Here is a 19315-nt window from a genome sequence, read left to right on the forward strand (position 1 = left end):
TAAGTAAAATGAGGTGATATGTTGAAAGATTTAAACGATAGTGTGTCCGTTTTAAAGGGTGTTGGTCCTAAAAAGGTCGAAGCTTTGGATGAATTGGGTATCAATACTATATATGATTTATTGACATATTACCCATTTAGATATGATGATTTTCAAGTCAGAGACTTATCGCAAATTGAAGACCAAGAAAAGGTAACGATTAAGGGTAAGATTGCAGCTGATCCAGTAGTTGCACACTTTGGTCGAAAAAGAAATCTATTGAACATAAGACTATTGGTTGATAACGATGTCGTAAAGGTTACATTTTTTAATCAACCATGGTTAAAGAAACAGCTTCCGGTTGGCAAGGAAGTTCTTATATACGGTCGTTTTGATAAGGCCAAGGCGTCATTATCTGGAATCAAGATTTTATCTTCGGTTGATGGTAATGAAATGAATCCAATTTATCCCGCTAACAAGCATATTCGTCAAAAGACAATCAGTGATTTGGTGAAGCTGGCGTTTGATGAATACAAAGATGTAATTGATGATGTCGTCCCAGAAGACATCATTGAAAAATATAAATTGGAATCACAAAAACAAGTTATTCAGGATATGCATTTCCCCAATGATACAAAGGATGCATACCTAGCTAGAAGAACTGCGAAGTTTAATGAGTTTTTCTTATTTCAAATGCGTTTGCAAGCATTAAAGAGTGAAGAACCAAAGGATGCTGGTTTAGCTATTAAGTTTAACCAGTCAGATATGGATGCGTTTATTAATCAACTTCCATTTTCACTAACAAATGCACAACAGCGTGTTGTAAATGAAATTCAAAATGATTTATCATCGACTCGTCAGATGAACCGTTTGCTTCAAGGGGATGTAGGTTCTGGTAAAACAATCGTGGCTGCTTTAGCAATCCTGGCATGTATTGATGGCGGATATCAAGCGGCCTTAATGGCACCGACTGAAATATTGGCTGAACAACATGCTAATAAACTAGCAACACTCTTTAGAGATACAAAGGTGAATGTTGCGTTGTTAACTGGAGATACGAAACCGGCTGCCAGAAAAGAACTTTTACCAAGAATTAAGTCTGGTGAAATTAACTTGGTTATTGGAACCCATGCATTGATTCAAGATAGCGTTGAATACAAGAATTTAGGTTTAGCCATTATCGATGAACAACATCGTTTTGGTGTAAACCAACGTGCCAAGTTAAGACAGAAAAACGATGGAACAAACGTTTTAGCAATGACGGCAACGCCAATTCCTAGAACTTTAGCCATTACTTCATATGGAGAAATGGATGTTTCAATTATTGACGAATTACCTAATGGTCGACAACCGGTTAAAACTGCGTGGATCAAGGAAGGTCAATTCAAGAATTCTGTTGGTTTTATCAAAGAAAGATTGAATGCCGGAGAACAGATTTACGTGGTAACACCATTGGTTGAAGAATCAGAAGCTGTCGACATGAAGAATGCCATTAACATCTATGACAATTTTAAGAATATGTTTGAACCAGAATTCAAAGTTGGTCTACTTCATGGTAGAATGAAAGATGAAGATAAAAATTTGGTGATGACAGAATTTAAAAACAATGAGTTTCAAATTTTGGTCTCTACGACAGTTATTGAAGTAGGTGTGGACGTTAGTAATGCCACTATGATGATCGTATTTAATGCTGATCATTTTGGATTGGCTCAGTTACATCAATTACGAGGTCGAGTTGGAAGAGGAAGTAGTCAGTCATACTGTTTATTAGTATCTGATCCCAAAACTGAGACAGGTGTTAAACGAATGAATGTCATGGTTGAAAGTAACGATGGTTTCGTTATATCGCAAAAGGACCTAGAACTAAGAGGGCCTGGTGATATCATGGGGAAAGCACAATCTGGTCTTCCTGATTTTAAGGTAGGAGATCCGGTTGCAGATTTAACGATGCTAAGTGTTGCTCAACAAGAGGCAATTCAGATCGTAAGTACAAATGATTGGCAAAACAATCCAATGTATAGTAAATTATATAGTTACGTTCACCAAAAAAATAATAAGAAAATGTTTGATTAAAGGAGTTTTATAAATGAAAATCGCAATTGATGCCATGGGTGGAGACAACGCCCCACTAGAAGTTGTTAAAGGGGTAGAAATGGCAAGAGACCAATATCCTGATATTGAATTCAAGTTATTCGGTCAAATCGATAAAGTTAAACCATTAATTCAAAACGAAGAAAGAATTGAACTAGTTCAATCTGACGAAATTATCGAAATGGGTGAAGAACCTGTTAAGGCTGTTATGAAGAAGAAAAACTCAAGTCTAGACATGGCTGCTCAAGCTGTTAAAGACAAAGAAGCAGACGCATTCTTCTCAGCTGGTAACACAGGTGCTATTTTAGCTGCTGGTCTATTCATTATTGGTAGAATTAAGGGAATTGATCGTCCGGGTCTTGCAACTACTTTACCAATCGTAAATGATGAAGATCATGATAACTTCGTTATGTTAGATGTTGGTGCTAACGCTGAATCAAAGCTATTCAACCTATACCAATACGCATTCATGGGTAAGTACTATGCTGAAACAGTTAGACATATTGAAAACCCACGTATCGGTCTATTAAACAACGGTACTGAAGCAGATAAAGGTGACTCATTACATAAGGCAGCTAACGAAATGCTATCTAAGGATGAAAACCTAAACTTCATTGGTAACGTTGAATCACGTGAACTATTAAATGGTGCTGCTGATGTTGTTGTTACTGATGGTTTCACTGGTAACGCTGCATTGAAGGCAATCGAAGGAACTGCACTTTCATTACTTACTCTAATCAAGGGTGAAATTATGTCTGGTGGCGTTAAGTCAAAAGTTGGTGCTTTAATGCTTAAGCCAACATTCAAGAAGATTGCTAAGGAAATGGATTACTCACAATATGGTGGTGCCGTATTAATGGGTACTAAGGCTCCTGTTGTTAAGGCTCATGGTAGTAGTGAAGCTGTTACAATCAAGAACACTATTTTCCAAATTAAGACAATGATTGATAATAAAACTATTGATGACGTTGTTGAATACTTTGACAAGCATGCCGATGATATGCAACAAATCAAACAAAACGCCAAAAATAACTAAAAATCTGTTATAATTAGAATTATCAATTACGATTTTAAGGAGATAGATTATGACAAAAGAAGAAGTATTTAACAAAATTGCTGATATGGTTGCTGATCAATTCAGTATTGATAGAGATACCATTAAAGGTGATTTAAACTTTCAAAACGATTTAGACGCTGATTCAATTGATTTTGTTGAGTTTGTATTATCTCTAGAAAGTACTTTTGGTACTGATATCTCAGATGAAGATGCAGAAAACATTAAGACTATTGATGAAGCTGTAGACTACGTTATGTCTAACGCTGATAACAAATAATTAAAAAGGCGATTACTCAATAGTAATCGTCTTTTGTTGTATTATTCACTGGAGGGAAAGACTTGGAAAAAGAATTTGATGATTTATTAGAAAAACGATTTAACATTAAGTTCAAGGATGAATCATTATTAGATGAAGCCTTTACTCAAGCTTCATACGTTAATGAACATCCAGGTAAGAATTTGAAATTTTATGAACGAATTGAATTTTTGGGTGATGCTGTCTACGAACTAGTAGTATCAGAATACATTTACAAGCGTTATCCAAATTTACCACAAGGCCGTTTAACTAGATTAAGAGCCGCAATGGTAAATGAACACAGCTTTAGTAGTTTTGCTAGAGAATGTGAATTTGATAAATACATTCGTTTAGGTAAGGGTGAAGAAAAAGCCCAAGCCAGAACTAGAGATTCATTACTATGTGATATTTTTGAATCATTCATTGGTGCAGTATACCTAGACCAAGGAATGGAACCTGTAGTTAAGTTTTGTCATCAAGTAATTTTCCCTAAATTAGATGAGGGATGGTTCGACGAATTCTTTGATCACAAAACTGAATTACAAGAATTAGCACAATCAAATGGACCAGTTGATATTGAATATCACTTATTGGACGAAAATGGTCCGGAAAACGACCGTCGTTTTAAGGTATCCGTTACCATCGATGGCGTTGAAAAAGGTGTTGGCTTAGGGCACTCCAAGAAGAATGCAGAACAAGGTGCTGCTAAGAAGGCAATTAAAAACCTTACAGAATAAAAACAGGATGGGGAAATCACTTTGAAGTTAAAATCATTAGAGATTGCTGGATTTAAATCCTTTGCAAACAAAACAACCATTAACTTTACAGATGGTTTAACTGCGATTGTTGGTCCTAATGGTAGCGGTAAAAGTAATGTTATCGAAGCTATCAGATGGGTACTCGGGGAACAATCTTCTAAGACTTTACGTGGTTCAAAAATGTCCGACGTTATTTTTTCTGGTTCTAGTACTCATAAACCGGTCAATCGTGCTGAAGTTAAGTTAACCTTGGACAACACCGACCAATACATTAATAGTTCATATTCAGAAATTATCATTACAAGACGTTTATATCGTAGCGGTGAAAGCCAATACTTAATTAATAATTCTGAATGTCGATTGAAGGATATCAATAATCTATTTATGGACACAGGGATGGGAATTGGTTCATTTTCAATCATTTCTCAAGGTAGTGTTGAAGATATCTTTAACAGTAAACCTGAAGATCGTCGTTCTATTATTGAAACAGCGGCCGGTGTTTACAAGTACAAACAACAAAAACATGATGCCAACTTAAAACTTCAACAAACTCATGAAAATCTTGATCGAGTTGAAGACATTATTTTCGAACTTAAAGATCGAAATGACCAATTAAAAGAGCAAAGTGAAACAGCAATTAAGTATTTAGATTTAAAAAAAGAATTGAAAAAATACGATGTTTCAAGAATTGCGCTTGAATTAAACCAAGTTGGTGCTGATTGGAATAATACTAAGGCGATTATTGCTGAAGAAAAGCAAAATGCGGAAGACATTAACAAACACTTAAATGAGCTTACCAGTCAAAAGAAGTCATTGAATGAACAACTTGAGGTGCTTCTAACCAAGAAGGAAGAACAACAGGATAATCTTTTGAACTACTCTAAGAAGATTGAACAGTTATCCGGTCAACAAAATCTTTCCAAGCAAGAAATTGAATTTAAAAAGACTAGTTTGAAGGAACATAAGGACAACCTAGAAAAGTTAAATTCACAAGTTGTTGATTTACAATCAAAAGAAAAAGAAATCAACTCTGAAATTGACAAGTTAAATCAAGAAATTGATAAGCATAAACAATATCTTGAAGAAATCGATGAAGATAAGATTGACCAAATGATTGCTGATAAAAAGGTAGAGTATGAAGATGCTCGTGGTGAATATCTAGCAATTATGCAAAAGATTGCTAATGTTAACAATGAGTCTACTTACTTAGAAAAGACTCAAAAACAAGCTGATGTTCAAAACGATTCTAATCGCCAAAAGATTTCTGGAGTAAACGATGAAATCAATCAATTAGAACAATCAGTTGAAGAGTTAAATCAAGCCTATAACAAGAAGAACGAAGAAGTTCAAAAGGTGCAAAGCGATTTCAACGGATATCAAGCTCAGGTAAACGGTCTAAAGAAACAAGTAGATGATCAACAAGCTATTTGGTACAAACAATTAGAAGATACACAAAATCTAAAAATTAAATACAATAGTTTGAATAATTTGCAAAACGACCACAGTAATTTTTATCGTGGTGCCCAAAGCGTCTTAAACAATAAAGATCACCTTAATGGTGTATTGGGTTCAGTATCCGACTTTATCAAAGTACCTGCTGAATATACCACAGCAATTGAAACGGCTTTAGGTAATCAATTACAACAAATTGTGGTCACTAACAATGCTTCAGCTAGACAAGCGGTTAAGTTTTTAAACGATAATCGTTTGGGAAGAGCTACTTTCTTGCCCGTTAATGAAATTTCACAACGCAGCGTTAACAATAACGTTTTAAGTACCTGTCAAAATAGCAATGGATTCATTGGTATAGCCAACGAATTGGTCCAAATTAATGACAAACTTAAATCAGTTACTAGTCATTTGCTAGGTAATGTTTTAATCGTTAAAGATTTACATACTGCTACCGATATTAGTAACAAGATTAGACATTCTAACCGAATTGTGACTCTAAGTGGTGAAATCGTTAATGCTGGTGGTTCAATCACCGGTGGTTCTAACAAACGTCAATATGATGGTGTCTTGACCCAAAAGAATAAGTTAGAAGAGTTAGAAAAGCAATTTAAGCAAAGCCAAGAAGTTGCTAAGCAGACTGAGTCTAAGTTGGTTGAATTACAAGATCAGCTAAAAGAATTAAATGCTAAATCAGACTCTTTCTATGACAACAAGCGTCAATACGATGGTCAATTAGACTCAATCAATAACAAATTGACCTTTGCCAAGGAATCCCTAGTTAGAAAACAACGTGAACTAAAGGCAATCAGAATGTCTAATGGTGGATTGTTTGATGATGATATTGATGAAAAACAACGTCAAAACAAGAAACTAAAAGAACAATTGAATGTTGATTTGGTAAATAATCAAACTAAATCAAAAGATATTCAAGAAAAGATTGAAACTTTGGAATCAATGAAGGATAATAACTCTTCAAGGGTACAGTCAACTCGTGAAAAGTTGATTGTATTGAAGGAAAAACTATCCAATTTCCGTGATCAAAAGGCAAATCTAATTGAAGACTTTGACAGATTAGATGCTGACATTGATGACGAAAAAGAAAACATTGACGAGTTAAACGAAGCAATTAGTAACAATATGCTTTCAGTAAACCAAGATGACGAAATTAAGTTAGTTAACCAACAAATTCAGGTTATCCAAAGTAATCTACAAGAATGCAAAGAATCCATTGATGAGCATCAAGCTCAAATCAAAGAGGTCGAAGACCAAATTGATAAGCAAACAATGGACTCTGTTAACCAACAAAATTATCTAAATAAACAAACTAATAAGTTTGAACAATTGGAAAAACAACTTGCTAGTCTAAAGCAACAACTAATTGGTAAGTATGAGGTTAACTTAAATGAAATTGATGACATCGTTGTCGACGATACCATCGATAACATTAAGGCTCATATCGATGACTTACGTCGTTCAATCGACCATCTAGGGGTTGTCAATGTATCCGCAATTGATGAGTACAAGGAAGTATCAAAGAGATACGAATTCCTGGTACAACAATCAGATGATTTGAAGAATTCTAGCCAACAACTAACTGATACCATGAACAAGATTGATGTTACTGTTGAAAAGAAATTCAAGGATACTTTCGATGCAATTGCTACCCAATTTTCAAAAGTTTATAACGAAATTTTTGGTGGTGGAAAAGCGAAGTTATTACTTACAGATCCAAATGATTTGTTAACTACTGGAATTGAAATTATGGCACAACCACCTGGTAAGAAGTACCGTCATATGTCGCTATTATCAGGAGGAGAAAAGGCATTAACAGCCATTGCATTACTTTTCGCCGTGTTAAAGGTTAAGCCGGTACCTTTCAGTATCTTGGATGAAGCTGAATCCGCATTGGATGCAGAAAACGTCGATAGATATGCTCGATACATGACTAAACTAGACGATGGAACACAATTCATCGTTATCACGCATAGAAAAGAAACAATGGTTTATGCCGATACATTGTATGGAGTTACCATGCAAAATTCCGGAGTTTCTAAAGTGGTTACAGCTAACCTAAACAAATTTAATGCCGCGGAGGAATAAGCTATGGGATTATTTGATATTTTTAAAAAGCGTAATAACGAAGAAGAAAACAACAATAGTAAAGTTGAAGAAATAAAAAATGATGAAACTGATGCTGTTGTTGATGACGAACAAAAATCAGATGATAAGGTAGAACAAGCTAGTGAACAAGAAACTGTAACTTGTGAAGAAGAACAACAATCAACTGATCAAGAAGATTCAAAAGAATCAGACGTTGAAGACAATTCTGACAAAGAAAAAGTTGAACAACAATCTGATGATGAACAACCTGCTGCTGAAAAGCCTGTTGAAGATGATCAAACTAAGTTTACTGAAGGACTAGAAAAATCCAGAAGTACATTTGGACAACGTCTAAACCGTTTGTTTGCTAACTTCAGAAGTGTTGATGAAGACTTTTTCGAAGACCTAGAAGATACTCTAATTGAATCAGACGTTGGTTTTGATATGGCCGTTAACTTAACTGACCAATTAAGGGATGAAGTTAAGTTACAAAATGCCAAGAGTAAAGACGATGTTCAAAACGTTATCATTCAAAAGATGATTGATATCTATGATCAAAATGGTAATGATGAGAACACCGAAATTCATTTTTCTGACCAAGGTCCAACTGTTATTTTGTTTGTTGGTGTTAATGGTGTTGGTAAGACCACTACCATCGGTAAGATGGCTAATATGTACAAACAGCAAGGCAAGAAAGTTTTATTAGCTGCCGCAGATACTTTTAGAGCCGGTGCTATTCAACAATTAGATGAATGGGCAAAACGTGATGGTGTTGATATCGTCAAAAAGCCTGAACAAAGTGACCCATCTGCAGTTGTTTATGAAGCAGTTCATAAGGCTAAAGATGAAAACTATGATATTTTATTCGTAGATACTGCTGGTAGACTTCAAAACAAGGTTAACTTGATGAACGAACTTGCTAAGATGAAGAAGGTCTTAACTAGAGAAATTCCAGACGCTCCTCATGAAGTTTTATTAGTTCTAGATTCAACCACAGGTCAAAATGCCTTAAACCAAGCTAAGCTATTCAAAGAAACAACCAATGTTTCTGGTATCGTATTAACTAAGCTAGACGGAACTGCTAAGGGTGGAATTGTTTTAGCAATTAGAAACGAACTTCACGTTCCAGTTAAATACGTTGGTTTAGGTGAAAAGGTAGAAGATTTAAGAGAATTTAATGCAAATGATTTTGTATATGGATTATTTAAGGGTCTAATTAAATAGTCTGAACCGAAAGGACTTGATTTAATTGGAAATGGAAAAAAATTATCGAATTAATTCTTTATTCGAATTTTATCGTCCATTATTAACAAATAAGCAAGATAGTTATATTCAACTTTATTACGCTGATGATTACTCATTGGGAGAAATTTCTGAAGAGTTTAATGTCAGTAGACAGGCTGTGTATGATAACATAAGAAGAACAGAAGTAATTCTGGAAAAATATGAAGAACAACTTCACTTGTATTCAGATTTTGTGAAACGAAATGATCAAACTGATGCAATTAGAAATTACGTTAAGGATAACTATCCAAATGACGATAAACTAAATCAATTAGTTGATGATTTAGAAATAACTGAAGAAAAATGAAAGTGGTGAAATAAATGGCATTTGAAGGATTAACAGAACGTCTTCAAAAAGCAATGCGTAATTTACGTGGTAAAGGTAAAGTTTCTGAAGCTGACTTAAGAGAAACAATGCGTGAAATTAGACTTGCTTTACTTGAAGCCGATGTTAACTTCACAGTTGTAAGAAATTTTGTTAAGCGTGTCCAAGAACGTTCTCGCGGAGCGGAAGTATTGGAAGGATTGAATCCAGCTCAACAAATCGTAAAGATTGTTAATGAAGAATTAACAAAGACAATGGGTGAAGAAGCAGTCCCATTGAACAAATCTGAAAAAATTCCAACTGTTATCATGATGGCTGGTTTACAAGGGGCAGGTAAAACTACCACTGTTGGTAAATTAGCTTTAAAACTTAAAAAAGAAGAAAATGCTCGTCCATTACTAATCGCAGCCGACGTTTACCGTCCAGCTGCCGTCGACCAATTGGAAACAGTTGGTAAACAAATTGATGTTCCTGTGTTCCAACAAGGAACTGATGTCGATCCAGTTGAAATTGTTAGAAATGGGATGGCTAAGGCCAAAGAAGACCATAATGACTATGTATTAATCGATACTGCTGGTCGTCTACAAATCGATGAAACCTTAATGGATGAATTAAAGAACATTAAGGAATTGACTCATCCCGACGAAATCCTATTGGTTGTTGATGCAATGACCGGTCAAAATGCAGTTAATACCGCAGAAGGTTTTAACGATGCACTAGATATTACCGGTGTTGTTTTAACTAAGTTAGATGGTGATACTCGTGGTGGGGCTGCCCTTTCAATTCGTGAAGTAACCCAAAAACCAATTAAGTTTGTGGGACAAGGTGAAAAGATGGAAGCACTTGACGTCTTCCATCCAGACCGTATGGCTTCTCGTATCCTTGGAATGGGTGATATTCTATCATTAATCGAAAAGACTCAAAACGATTATGATGAAAAGCAAGCCAAAGAATTAGCCGAAAAGATGCAAAACAATACTTTTGGATTTGAAGACTTTCTAGACCAACTAGAGCAAATTCAAAAGATGGGTCCTTTGGATGAAATCATGAAGATGATTCCGGGGATGGCTAATAATCCTGCCTTGAAGAACGTGAACATGGATCCTAAGGATTTAGAACACATCAAGGCAATTATCTATTCAATGACCTATGAAGAACGTAATAACCCTGATTTATTAAATCCGTCAAGAAGACGTCGTATCTCTCGTGGATGTGGACGTCCAATTCAAGAAGTTAACCGTATGATTAAGCAATTTAATCAAATGAAGGACATGATGAATAAGATGTCTAAGGGTAACATGTCTGGTATGGAACAAATGATGGGTAACATGGGCATGGATGGAATGCCTTCAATGCCAGGAATGGGTGGCGGCCTAGGTGGCAAGATCTCACAAATGGCAATGAAACGCATGAGCAGAAAAATTAGCAAGAAAATGAATAAAAACAAGCGCAAACGTAACAAGAAGCGTAAATAATGGAAAAGGCATAATTACCCTGGGTAGTTGTGTCTTTTTTAGGAGGGATGTTTATGGCATTAGGTTTTACTAAAACAATGCAAGCGGTAGATTTGATTGAAAAAAGTGGCGTGGTAGCTAATATCGTTGGCCTTGCCGGAATTGGGAAGTCGGCACTAGTAAATCAATTAGCTGAGCAAAATCATGCCAAGTTATTTACTACAGTCGTGAGTTTATCTGAAAAAGGTGATTTAGCCATCCCAGTACCACCACTTACCGATAAGTCATTTATTGAGACTGACAAGTATGGAACCCTGGCCGACGTTAAATTTGGTTACTCTCACACCATTATTGAAATTATCAAATATGCTGAAGCCAATCCTGATACACCAATCTATTGGTTTTTAGATGAATTTAATCGTGGGACCTCTGATGTGCAAAGTGAGTTAATGAATTTGGTTCTACAACGCCGCATTAACTCGGTGGTATTACCAAAACAAGTCCACATCATCATTGCTGAAAACCCTGATGATATGAATGATAATTATGATGTCTATGATAGTGATGATGCTATTACCGATAGAACTGTCCGCGTGAACATGCAAACAGATGCAAACGATTGGTTAAAATGGGCAAAAGATAACCAGGTCAACCAACAAGTTATTAATTTTATTAGCGACAATCCAGAGTTTTTAGACCATGGTAACGATGAGATTAAACCAACGCCTAGATCCTGGCACCGTGTTTCAAATATCATTAATCAATATAATGACGATTATGATGAAGACATTTTAAGCGAGGTCATCTCAGGAAATGTCGGTCCATCCATTGCAGAAGCTTTTATTAAATTCATGCATCAATCTATCAATGACAAGATTGATTTAAATGGTGACTTACAAGATGTCATTGATAAACTAGACTCTAGCGATGAGGTTACTAAGCAATCACTAGTCAGTGAGTACGTAAAGTTATTATCAACATTAAGTGATGACACTTGCCACCGTTTAGCAACGTTTATCGACTTATTAAGTTCAGATGGTCAATACGCGATTGTAAGAACATTGATTAACGACAGTGGGTTAATCGATGATATCTACAACATGACAGAAAAAAGTTTAGCTGCTAAACAGTTATATGATAAGTTAACCGAAATCAGTTTTAATGCATACAGGTGATTAATATGACACTCAATAGTGATATTTACGACCTAATTAATACGAATTCACAGCAAAATAGTCCAAATGAGGCAGATGGAATCATTGCTAAAGGGATTTTATCCTTAATTCGTAATCAGAGCTTCTATGGTGAAATTTTGCTCCATTTAAACAGGGATGCAGATGATACGATTGATTCATTTTTAGCATTGAAATGGAATGATAACCAATTGGAACTGGCATATAATCCTAGTCATTTAAAAGATGATGTGGCAGATGCGAATGATTTGATTGCAATCCTAGAACATCTAGCCATGCATATCGTGTGGTTGCATCCCCTCAGATACGTCAATTACAGTCTATTGAATGACGTGGCTTCCGATGTGGCCGTTAACCAATACGTCTCAGATGTTTATTCTAAGGGATGGACGCTAGATAATATTAACTACCAATACAATCTTGATATGAAACCTAATTTGGATTCGAGTCAATACGCTAAACAGCTTTATGATTTATTTAGTCAAGATAAACAAGATGGTGTTGGTAAATTAGATAATGATAACCTACGAATTGTCGATGATCACCGATACTTTGATGATGAGAGCAATATCAGTAATCAAGACTATGACCAAAGAAAAGAAACAATTGATAGGCTATTAAGGGATGCCTATAGCCAGTATCGCGGTGAACTTTCAATGGCAGTTGCTAAGCAGGTTAAGTCTATTGTGATGCCTAGAATCAATTTACAGAAAATTGTAAGAAGAATTACTGGAAATAGGAGTAATCGACCAAATAAAACCTATAATCGGTTTAATCGTAGACAGCCATATCGTATGGATATTGCTGGAAGAATCAGACATCAGAGTGAACATTTGAACGTTTTTATCGATAGTTCGGGTTCAATCAGTGATGATCAATATGCCAACATGGTTAGTGTTGTTAAGGCAATTCAATCGATGCCAAATATCGAGGTTAATTGCTATACGTTTGATGCTAAGGTTTATTCGATTAGCGATGGTCTTTTATCCGATCAGCGATTATTACAAGGTGGTACCAAGTATCAAAGTATCGTTGACTATGTTAACGAGCATAAATTGATTAAGCAGGGATGCATCGTTTTCACCGATGGTAAGGGTGAAGAATATTTGAACCAATCAAACTTGAATATCACCTGGGTACTATTGGACTATCAAGACGATTTATCAGTACGTAACCAAAAGGAAAACGTCTTATACTTAGACCAAATTAGGATGTGATAAAATGTTAAAACCGGATATATTAAAAATGGCGATTAATAATAACGTGAATATTAAAAGAGCAAAGGCATTACTATCTAATTCTTGGGATGAAATTTATGAAGACTCACCGTTTGTGGCAAAGATGTCAGTTAATGATGTTAATTTAGCCAAGGAATTAGTTAGAAATCAGATATTTGAGAATGTTAAAGTTGATTTTAACGACTATCAAAGTGTCCATAATTTTGTTATTTATAACGAAAAATACATGGATCAGCTGGCAAAAAGTGCTCTTTTAGCTGATTTTCAATAAAAAATCATGGTGTAAAGAAAAAAACCTTTACAAGCATCTAAATAACTGTTATATTTAATATCGTTAAAAGAAATACAGGAGGTGTTTATTAATGTCTGTTAAAATTCGTTTGAAGAGAATGGGTTCAAAGAAGCGTCCTTTCTACCGTGTTGTAGTTGCTGATTCACGTAGCCCTCGTGATGGTCGTTTCATCCAAACTGTTGGTACTTACAACCCATTAACTCAACCAAGTACTGTTAAACTAGAAGAAGAAGATATCTTCGAATGGTTAAACAAGGGTGCACAACCTTCAGATACTGTACGTAACTTACTATCTGATGCTGGTATCATGAAGAAATATCATGAAGCTAAATACTCTAAGAAATAAGTGATATCGAGTTATGACTAATTTTGATGAGCTGATTAAAAAAATCGTAAAACCACTGGTGGAATACCCAGAGGATGTTGCTATCGATCATAGTGAATCGGATCGTTTCTATGAATATCATCTTGTTACCAATCCTGCCGATGTTGGTATAATTATTGGTAAAAAGGGCCATGTAGCGCAAACAATTCGTACGATTGTTTACAGTGCTCGTGTTTCTGGTGATAAGCGCGTAAGACTGATTATTGATGATAGTAAGAATAAAAACTCTTAAATGAAACCTTGGTGTTTTGTTTAAGAGTTTTTTAACATAAAAGGGGAAATGAATAATGAACTTTTATAATATTGGAAAGATTGTAAATACTCAGGGACTTCGTGGTGAAGTTCGTGTAATGTCTATTACCGATTTCCCTGAAAAACGTTTTAAAGTTGGTAATGAAGTCTATGCGTTTTTAAATGATACTAAGAGCGAAAAGTTAGTGATCGATGGTGTTAGAACTCATAAGAACTTCATCTTGCTACACTTTAAAGACAAGCCAACTATCAATGATGTTGAATACTTAAAACCTTCAGAATTAAAGATTGCTGAAGATCAACTTGATAGTGATGACTTACAACCTGGCGAATACTACTATCACCAAATCATTGGTTTAGATGTTTTAGATACTGATGGACAAAAGATTGGTTCCGTTAAGGAAATTCTTTCACCAGGTGCCAATGATGTTTGGGTTGTCTCACGTGATAACAAGTCCGATTTATTATTACCTAAGATTGATTCAGTTATCTTAGATGTTAATTTAGACGATGAAGTAATTACTGTGGATGTTCCTAGGGGGCTCGACGATGAAGATTGATATCTTAAGCTTGTTTCCAGATATGTTTGATGGCCCTTTGGGTGATTCAATCCTTGGAAAAGCAAAGGATAAAGGATTATTAGATATTAATATTACTAACTTTAGAGACTACTCGACCAACAAGCACGGTAACGTTGATGACTACCCATTTGGTGGTGGTGCTGGAATGTTACTACAAGCTCAACCAATTTTTGATGCTTTGGCACATACCCAAGAAGAAGCTGATAAGGAAGGCATTTCTAAGGGTCGTGTGATTCTGCTTGATCCGGCAGGAAAGAAGTTCGATCAAAAAGAGGCCGAAAAGCTATCTAAGGAAGACCATTTAACATTCATTTGTGGTCACTATGAAGGATATGACGAAAGAATTAAGACCCTAGTTACCGATGAATACTCATTGGGTGACTTTGTCTTAACTGGTGGAGAACTACCAGCAATGGTAATGATTGATGCAACTGCTCGATTATTATCTGATGTTTTGGGTAACGATGAATCTGCACCAGGTGATTCATTCTCAAGTGGATTACTAGAATATCCTCAATACACTAGACCTGCAGATTTCAGGAGCATGACAGTACCCGATGTATTGACTAGTGGGAACCACCAAAAGATTGAAGAATGGCGAGAAAAAGAGGCGCTAAGAAAGACTTATCTTAGACGCCCAGACTTAATCGATTACAGTCAATTAACTGATTTACAAAAGAAATTGTTAGCGGAAGTAAAAATAGAAGAAGAATAAAATAATCTTTACAAGTAATTGTGGTTATGTTAGTATTCTAGTTGACTATTTTTATAGTTAAATAAAAACGGTATTCCGCTGTTGCAACAAGTAAAGACAAGAATGCTAGTTGGAGGATGTTATATTATGCGTCAAAACGAATTAATCTCAAAGATTAACGCGGAACAACTAAAGAGTGATGTTCCAGAATTTAGAGCCGGAGATACTGTTAAGGTATCTGTTAAGGTTGTTGAAGGTAGCAACGAACGTATCCAAGTATTCGAAGGTGTTGTTATCAAACGCCACGGTACAGGAATCCAAGCTACTTACACTGTTCGTAAGATCACTTCAGGTGTAGGTGTTGAACGTATCTTCCCACTACACTCACCACGTGTTGCTAAGTTAGAAGTAACTCGTCGTGGTGCCGTACGTCGTGCTAAGCTATACTACTTACGCGAACGTCATGGTAAGGCTGCTCGTATTAAAGAAGCACGTCGTCGTTAAGATAAAATTTATATCTAAAATGAAGGGTAACGCTTATGCGTTGCTCTTTTTTTTGTACAAAAAAGGATGGCTTAATTGCCATCCTTTTATTTATAGGTTTTCGTCTGTATTATAGTTTAACTTTGAAAAGTCGGTTGATTTTGAGATTAATTCGTATGATAGATGTCTGTAACTGTCCATTGCATATTCAGCACATTCATTACTGATTTTTGTGACAAAATCAGAAACTTCTTGAGGTGCTAAATCATTGGCCTTAATATCAGCTTCATTAATTTTTTGTTGGAAGTAGATATTAAGTTTTTCTTGAACATCACCGACAACATCAACGAATGTATTGTAGTGTGGGTCTAATAAGACTCCAGCCAGTTTGAAAATCCAATAAGCAGATTTTGGTTCGTAGGTTAACTTACCAATCTTGTATTCAAGTGGGGTATCTTTGATGCCGGCAAAGAATGGAACAAAGACGCTTTGTGCGGCAACACCCATTGATAACCAGTGAATACCACCAACTTCGATTGGAAGGTTAGGACGAATTTGTAAGACGTGTGATTCTTGGGCCTTTGCCAAACTAATTGGACGGTATCTTGTCTTATCTTCGTGACTACCTTTACCAACTGGATCGAATTGAGTGCCTTGGTAGTGTGATGCTAGAAAATCTTTGGCATCTTGCACAGAAATTAGGCGGCTTGGCTTTCTGACAAATGGTAGGTCATACGATTCTGGATCTTGTTTAACTTCTGGATTAAACATGCGTTGACCATACCAAACACGTGGATTGTTGTAGTATAGGTCAGATTCGTTTCTAGTTCCAAAGATTTCTCTAAAATTAAAACTACCGTTATTAGAGTTGTTTAAGTGGTTTTTTCTAACGAAATCAATGATGTCGTCAGACCACATAAAGTTGTCTGGGTCATCGAAGTCAATGTTTTGAATGGCTAGGCGATTTGATACAACAGCGTAGCAATCATCTGGTATTCTCATCGCAACCCATTGATGACCGGAACCAATTTCAAAGTACCAAACTTCGTCTTGATCTGAGAATAAGATTCCGTTACTTTCGCTGGAACCGTATTTGGAGACGATGTCACCTAGGCGTTTAACACCCTCACGAGCTGTTTTCACATATGGTAGAACAACAGTGACAACAGAAGCTTCGCTAATACCGTCTTCAACTAGTGGATCAAATCCTAATACATAACTATTTGAATAGGCACTTTCGGTAGCACTCATAGCGACACCGTATTCATTAATACCTTCTTCTTCAAATAATCCCTCTTTATTAGTCCATTCTGGAGTAGCGGTGTATTTACCCCTAACAGTAGGTAATTCCATTGTAAAGGCGTTTTCTTGCGCTTTAAACACTGGTTTTTCCTTATACTCCTTATGAGGATGAACAACAAAATGTTTTGGCCAGGTTGCTTTGCAATCTTCATTACGACCAATCATGGTAGAACCATCAACAGATGCTTTCTTACCGACTAAGATACTAGTACATGCATCGTATTCTGGAAACTTTGGCATGTTAAACACTCCCTCGTTAGTTTTATTTCTATAATTGTACATTAAACTTTTAAAAAATTGAAATATATAAGTATCTAAAGTATAATCAGAATAAAATTATAGGTTAGGAGAATGATTATGCCATTAGTACATATTGATTTAATCGAAGGAAGAAACGAAGAACAATTGAAGGGACTAGTTGCTGACGTTACCAGCGCAATCGTAAAGAACACTGGCGCACCAGCTGAACACGTTCACATCGTTTTAAACGAAATGAAGAAGAGTAACTACAGTGTTGCAGGTAAACTAAAGAGCGACGAAAAATAATAACTGAGGAAATAACATGCAAAACGAACAGTATATAATGTCAATTGATGAGGGAACTACCAGTGTTCGCGCCATGATTTTTAATCATAGTGGCGAAGTGGTAAGTAAGTCACAAAAAGAAATTACGCAGTTTTTCCCTCAATCAGGATGGGTTGAACACGATGCTAATGAAATATGGGACGCTGTGCAGACCGTTATCTCAGAAGCATTAATTCACTCCAAGATACCGCCTTATAAGGTTCGTGGAATTGGGATTACCAACCAAAGAGAAACCACAGTCATGTGGGATAGAATTACCGGTGAACCAGTTCATAATGCAATTGTATGGCAATCAAAACAAACCAGTGACATTGCTAATGATTTAAAAGCTGCTGGTTATACCGATATGATCCATGAAAAGACCGGTTTGGTTATCGACTCATACTTTTCAGCCACTAAGATTAAGTGGTTGTTAGATAACGTCGATGGTATTAGAGAAAAGGCAGAAAATGGTGACGTCTTATTTGGAACCATTGATACCTGGATTCTATGGAAACTAACAGGTGGTCATGTTCATGCGACTGATTATTCCAACGCAAGTAGAACAATGTTGTATAACATTCACACGCTAAGTTGGGATGACGAAATCCTATCAGCGTTGGATATTCCAAAACAAATATTGCCAAGTGTTAGATCATCATCTGAAATTTATGGTTACACTGCTGGTTATGCTTTTTATGGTGTGCAAATTCCCGTTTCTGGGATTGCAGGTGACCAACAAGCAGCATTATTTGGTCAATTAGGTCTAGAAGCCGGAAGTATTAAGAATACCTACGGAACTGGTTCATTCATTGTTATGAATACGGGTAATAAACCGGTATTGTCTGATCGTGGATTACTAACAACCATTGCTTATGGAATTGATGGCAAGGTTAACTATGCGCTTGAAGGAAGTGTCTTTGTCGCTGGTTCCGCTATTCAATGGTTAAGAGATGGTCTTAGAATGATTAATGATGCTAAGGAAACCCAGGAATTAGCATTTAATTCTGCCAACAATCATGATGTTTACGTTGTTCCGGCATTTACTGGTCTAGGAGCCCCATATTGGGACCAAGACAGTCGAGGTGCAATCTTTGGGTTAACTAGAGCTACTTCTAAGGAAGACTTTGTTAAGGCTACTTTGGACTCACTAGCATATCAAACCAAGGATGTGGTTAACACCATGGTGGATGATACTCAATTGGATTTGAAACATCTAAAGGTTGATGGTGGGGCTGCACAAAATGATTATTTGATGCAATTTCAATCAGACATCTTAAATACACCAATTGAAAGATCGTCCATATCAGAAACCACTGCATTAGGTGCTGCATATCTAGCAGGATTAGCAGTTGGCTTTTGGCGAGATATTGATGAGATTAAGCAAATTAAACCAAAACAAGACGAGTTTTATCCTAAGATGGATGAAGATAAACGTAATCACTACTATGAAGGTTGGCAATTAGCGGTTAAGAGTACGCAAATGTTTCATCCAAATAAATAAGCAAAAGAAAAAAGACTTGAGTTAATCTCAAG

At 36.0% G+C, this 19315-nt stretch carries 19 protein-coding genes; 18 read left to right on the forward strand and 1 reads right to left on the reverse strand.

Translation table 11 applies throughout. The features are described 5' to 3' along the window. Nucleotides 1–18 precede the first annotated feature (18 nt). The 16 genes from recG to rplS all read left to right on the forward strand — a co-directional run bounded on the left by recG (nucleotide 19) and on the right by rplS (nucleotide 15934). The gene (gene recG, locus KTJ72_RS00695) at nucleotides 19–2052 is read left to right on the forward strand and encodes an ATP-dependent DNA helicase RecG (protein ID WP_217303887.1); all 2034 of its coding nucleotides are present in this window, start codon (nucleotides 19–21) and stop codon (nucleotides 2050–2052) included. A gap of 13 nt (nucleotides 2053–2065) precedes the next feature. Further along, nucleotides 2066–3106, forward strand: a complete 1041-nt coding sequence (gene plsX, locus KTJ72_RS00700) for a phosphate acyltransferase PlsX (protein ID WP_034533528.1) — start codon at nucleotides 2066–2068, stop codon at nucleotides 3104–3106. Between the two features lie 49 nt (nucleotides 3107–3155). Next, nucleotides 3156–3404: an acyl carrier protein gene (acpP, locus tag KTJ72_RS00705; RefSeq protein WP_034531085.1), complete on the forward strand. Its 249-nt coding sequence runs from the start codon at nucleotides 3156–3158 to the stop codon at nucleotides 3402–3404. A 62-nt stretch (nucleotides 3405–3466) separates the two neighbouring features. Next, nucleotides 3467–4159 (forward strand): ribonuclease III, encoded by a 693-nt coding sequence (gene rnc, locus KTJ72_RS00710; protein WP_034531086.1) that lies wholly within the window; start codon nucleotides 3467–3469, stop codon nucleotides 4157–4159. Nucleotides 4160–4180: 21 nt separating this feature from the next. Continuing rightward, the gene (smc, locus tag KTJ72_RS00715; protein ID WP_217303888.1) at nucleotides 4181–7732 is read left to right on the forward strand and encodes a chromosome segregation protein SMC; all 3552 of its coding nucleotides are present in this window, start codon (nucleotides 4181–4183) and stop codon (nucleotides 7730–7732) included. Between the two features lie 3 nt (nucleotides 7733–7735). Next, the gene (gene ftsY / locus KTJ72_RS00720; protein ID WP_217303889.1) at nucleotides 7736–8956 is read left to right on the forward strand and encodes a signal recognition particle-docking protein FtsY; all 1221 of its coding nucleotides are present in this window, start codon (nucleotides 7736–7738) and stop codon (nucleotides 8954–8956) included. Between the two features lie 25 nt (nucleotides 8957–8981). Beyond that, nucleotides 8982–9323 carry a putative DNA-binding protein gene (locus tag KTJ72_RS00725; RefSeq protein WP_041152283.1) on the forward strand — a complete coding sequence of 114 codons (342 nt, stop codon included), beginning with the start codon at nucleotides 8982–8984 and terminating at the stop codon, nucleotides 9321–9323. A gap of 14 nt (nucleotides 9324–9337) precedes the next feature. Then, a complete protein-coding gene (gene ffh / locus KTJ72_RS00730) occupies nucleotides 9338–10816 on the forward strand; it encodes a signal recognition particle protein (RefSeq protein WP_217303890.1) in 1479 nt (492 codons plus the stop codon). A gap of 53 nt (nucleotides 10817–10869) precedes the next feature. Continuing rightward, a complete protein-coding gene (locus KTJ72_RS00735) occupies nucleotides 10870–11970 on the forward strand; it encodes an ATP-binding protein (protein ID WP_217303891.1) in 1101 nt (366 codons plus the stop codon). Nucleotides 11971–11975: 5 nt separating this feature from the next. Then, the gene (locus tag KTJ72_RS00740) at nucleotides 11976–13205 is read left to right on the forward strand and encodes a vWA domain-containing protein (protein WP_217303892.1); all 1230 of its coding nucleotides are present in this window, start codon (nucleotides 11976–11978) and stop codon (nucleotides 13203–13205) included. A 4-nt stretch (nucleotides 13206–13209) separates the two neighbouring features. After that, nucleotides 13210–13497 (forward strand): hypothetical protein, encoded by a 288-nt coding sequence (locus KTJ72_RS00745; protein WP_094751179.1) that lies wholly within the window; start codon nucleotides 13210–13212, stop codon nucleotides 13495–13497. A 91-nt stretch (nucleotides 13498–13588) separates the two neighbouring features. After that, entirely contained in the window at nucleotides 13589–13864 is a 276-nt protein-coding gene (gene rpsP / locus KTJ72_RS00750) for a 30S ribosomal protein S16 (protein ID WP_034531094.1), read from the forward strand. Nucleotides 13865–13877: 13 nt separating this feature from the next. Continuing rightward, nucleotides 13878–14135, forward strand: a complete 258-nt coding sequence (locus tag KTJ72_RS00755) for a KH domain-containing protein (RefSeq protein WP_217303893.1) — start codon at nucleotides 13878–13880, stop codon at nucleotides 14133–14135. 55 nt (nucleotides 14136–14190) lie between these two features. Next, complete coding sequence (rimM, locus tag KTJ72_RS00760) at nucleotides 14191–14715, forward strand: ribosome maturation factor RimM (protein ID WP_034533544.1); 525 nt, start codon at nucleotides 14191–14193, stop codon at nucleotides 14713–14715. After that, nucleotides 14705–15451, forward strand: coding sequence for a tRNA (guanosine(37)-N1)-methyltransferase TrmD (gene trmD, locus KTJ72_RS00765; RefSeq protein WP_217303894.1), 747 nt, complete (start codon nucleotides 14705–14707; stop codon nucleotides 15449–15451). Before rimM ends, trmD begins: the two co-directional genes overlap by 11 nt. A 126-nt stretch (nucleotides 15452–15577) precedes the next feature. Then, nucleotides 15578–15934 carry a 50S ribosomal protein L19 gene (gene rplS, locus KTJ72_RS00770; protein ID WP_034531098.1) on the forward strand — a complete coding sequence of 119 codons (357 nt, stop codon included), beginning with the start codon at nucleotides 15578–15580 and terminating at the stop codon, nucleotides 15932–15934. 90 nt (nucleotides 15935–16024) lie between these two features. On the opposite strand, the gene KTJ72_RS00775 is transcribed toward rplS, so the two are convergent. After that, nucleotides 16025–17455 carry a C69 family dipeptidase gene (locus tag KTJ72_RS00775; protein ID WP_217303895.1) on the reverse strand — a complete coding sequence of 477 codons (1431 nt, stop codon included), beginning with the start codon at nucleotides 17453–17455 and terminating at the stop codon, nucleotides 16025–16027. A 117-nt stretch (nucleotides 17456–17572) separates the two neighbouring features. Here KTJ72_RS00775 and thmT point away from each other — a divergent pair, with 117 nt between their 5' ends. Both thmT and glpK read left to right on the forward strand, forming a co-directional pair. Next, complete coding sequence (gene thmT, locus KTJ72_RS00780; RefSeq protein ID WP_034531102.1) at nucleotides 17573–17761, forward strand: 2-hydroxymuconate tautomerase; 189 nt, start codon at nucleotides 17573–17575, stop codon at nucleotides 17759–17761. A 16-nt stretch (nucleotides 17762–17777) separates the two neighbouring features. Beyond that, on the forward strand, nucleotides 17778–19283 hold the full coding sequence (glpK, locus tag KTJ72_RS00785) for a glycerol kinase GlpK (RefSeq protein ID WP_217303896.1): 1506 nt from the start codon (nucleotides 17778–17780) through the stop codon (nucleotides 19281–19283). Nucleotides 19284–19315 lie beyond the last annotated feature (32 nt).

The sequence above is a fragment of the Apilactobacillus waqarii genome, from assembly GCF_019061205.1.
GTDB lineage: Bacteria > Bacillota > Bacilli > Lactobacillales > Lactobacillaceae > Apilactobacillus > Apilactobacillus waqarii.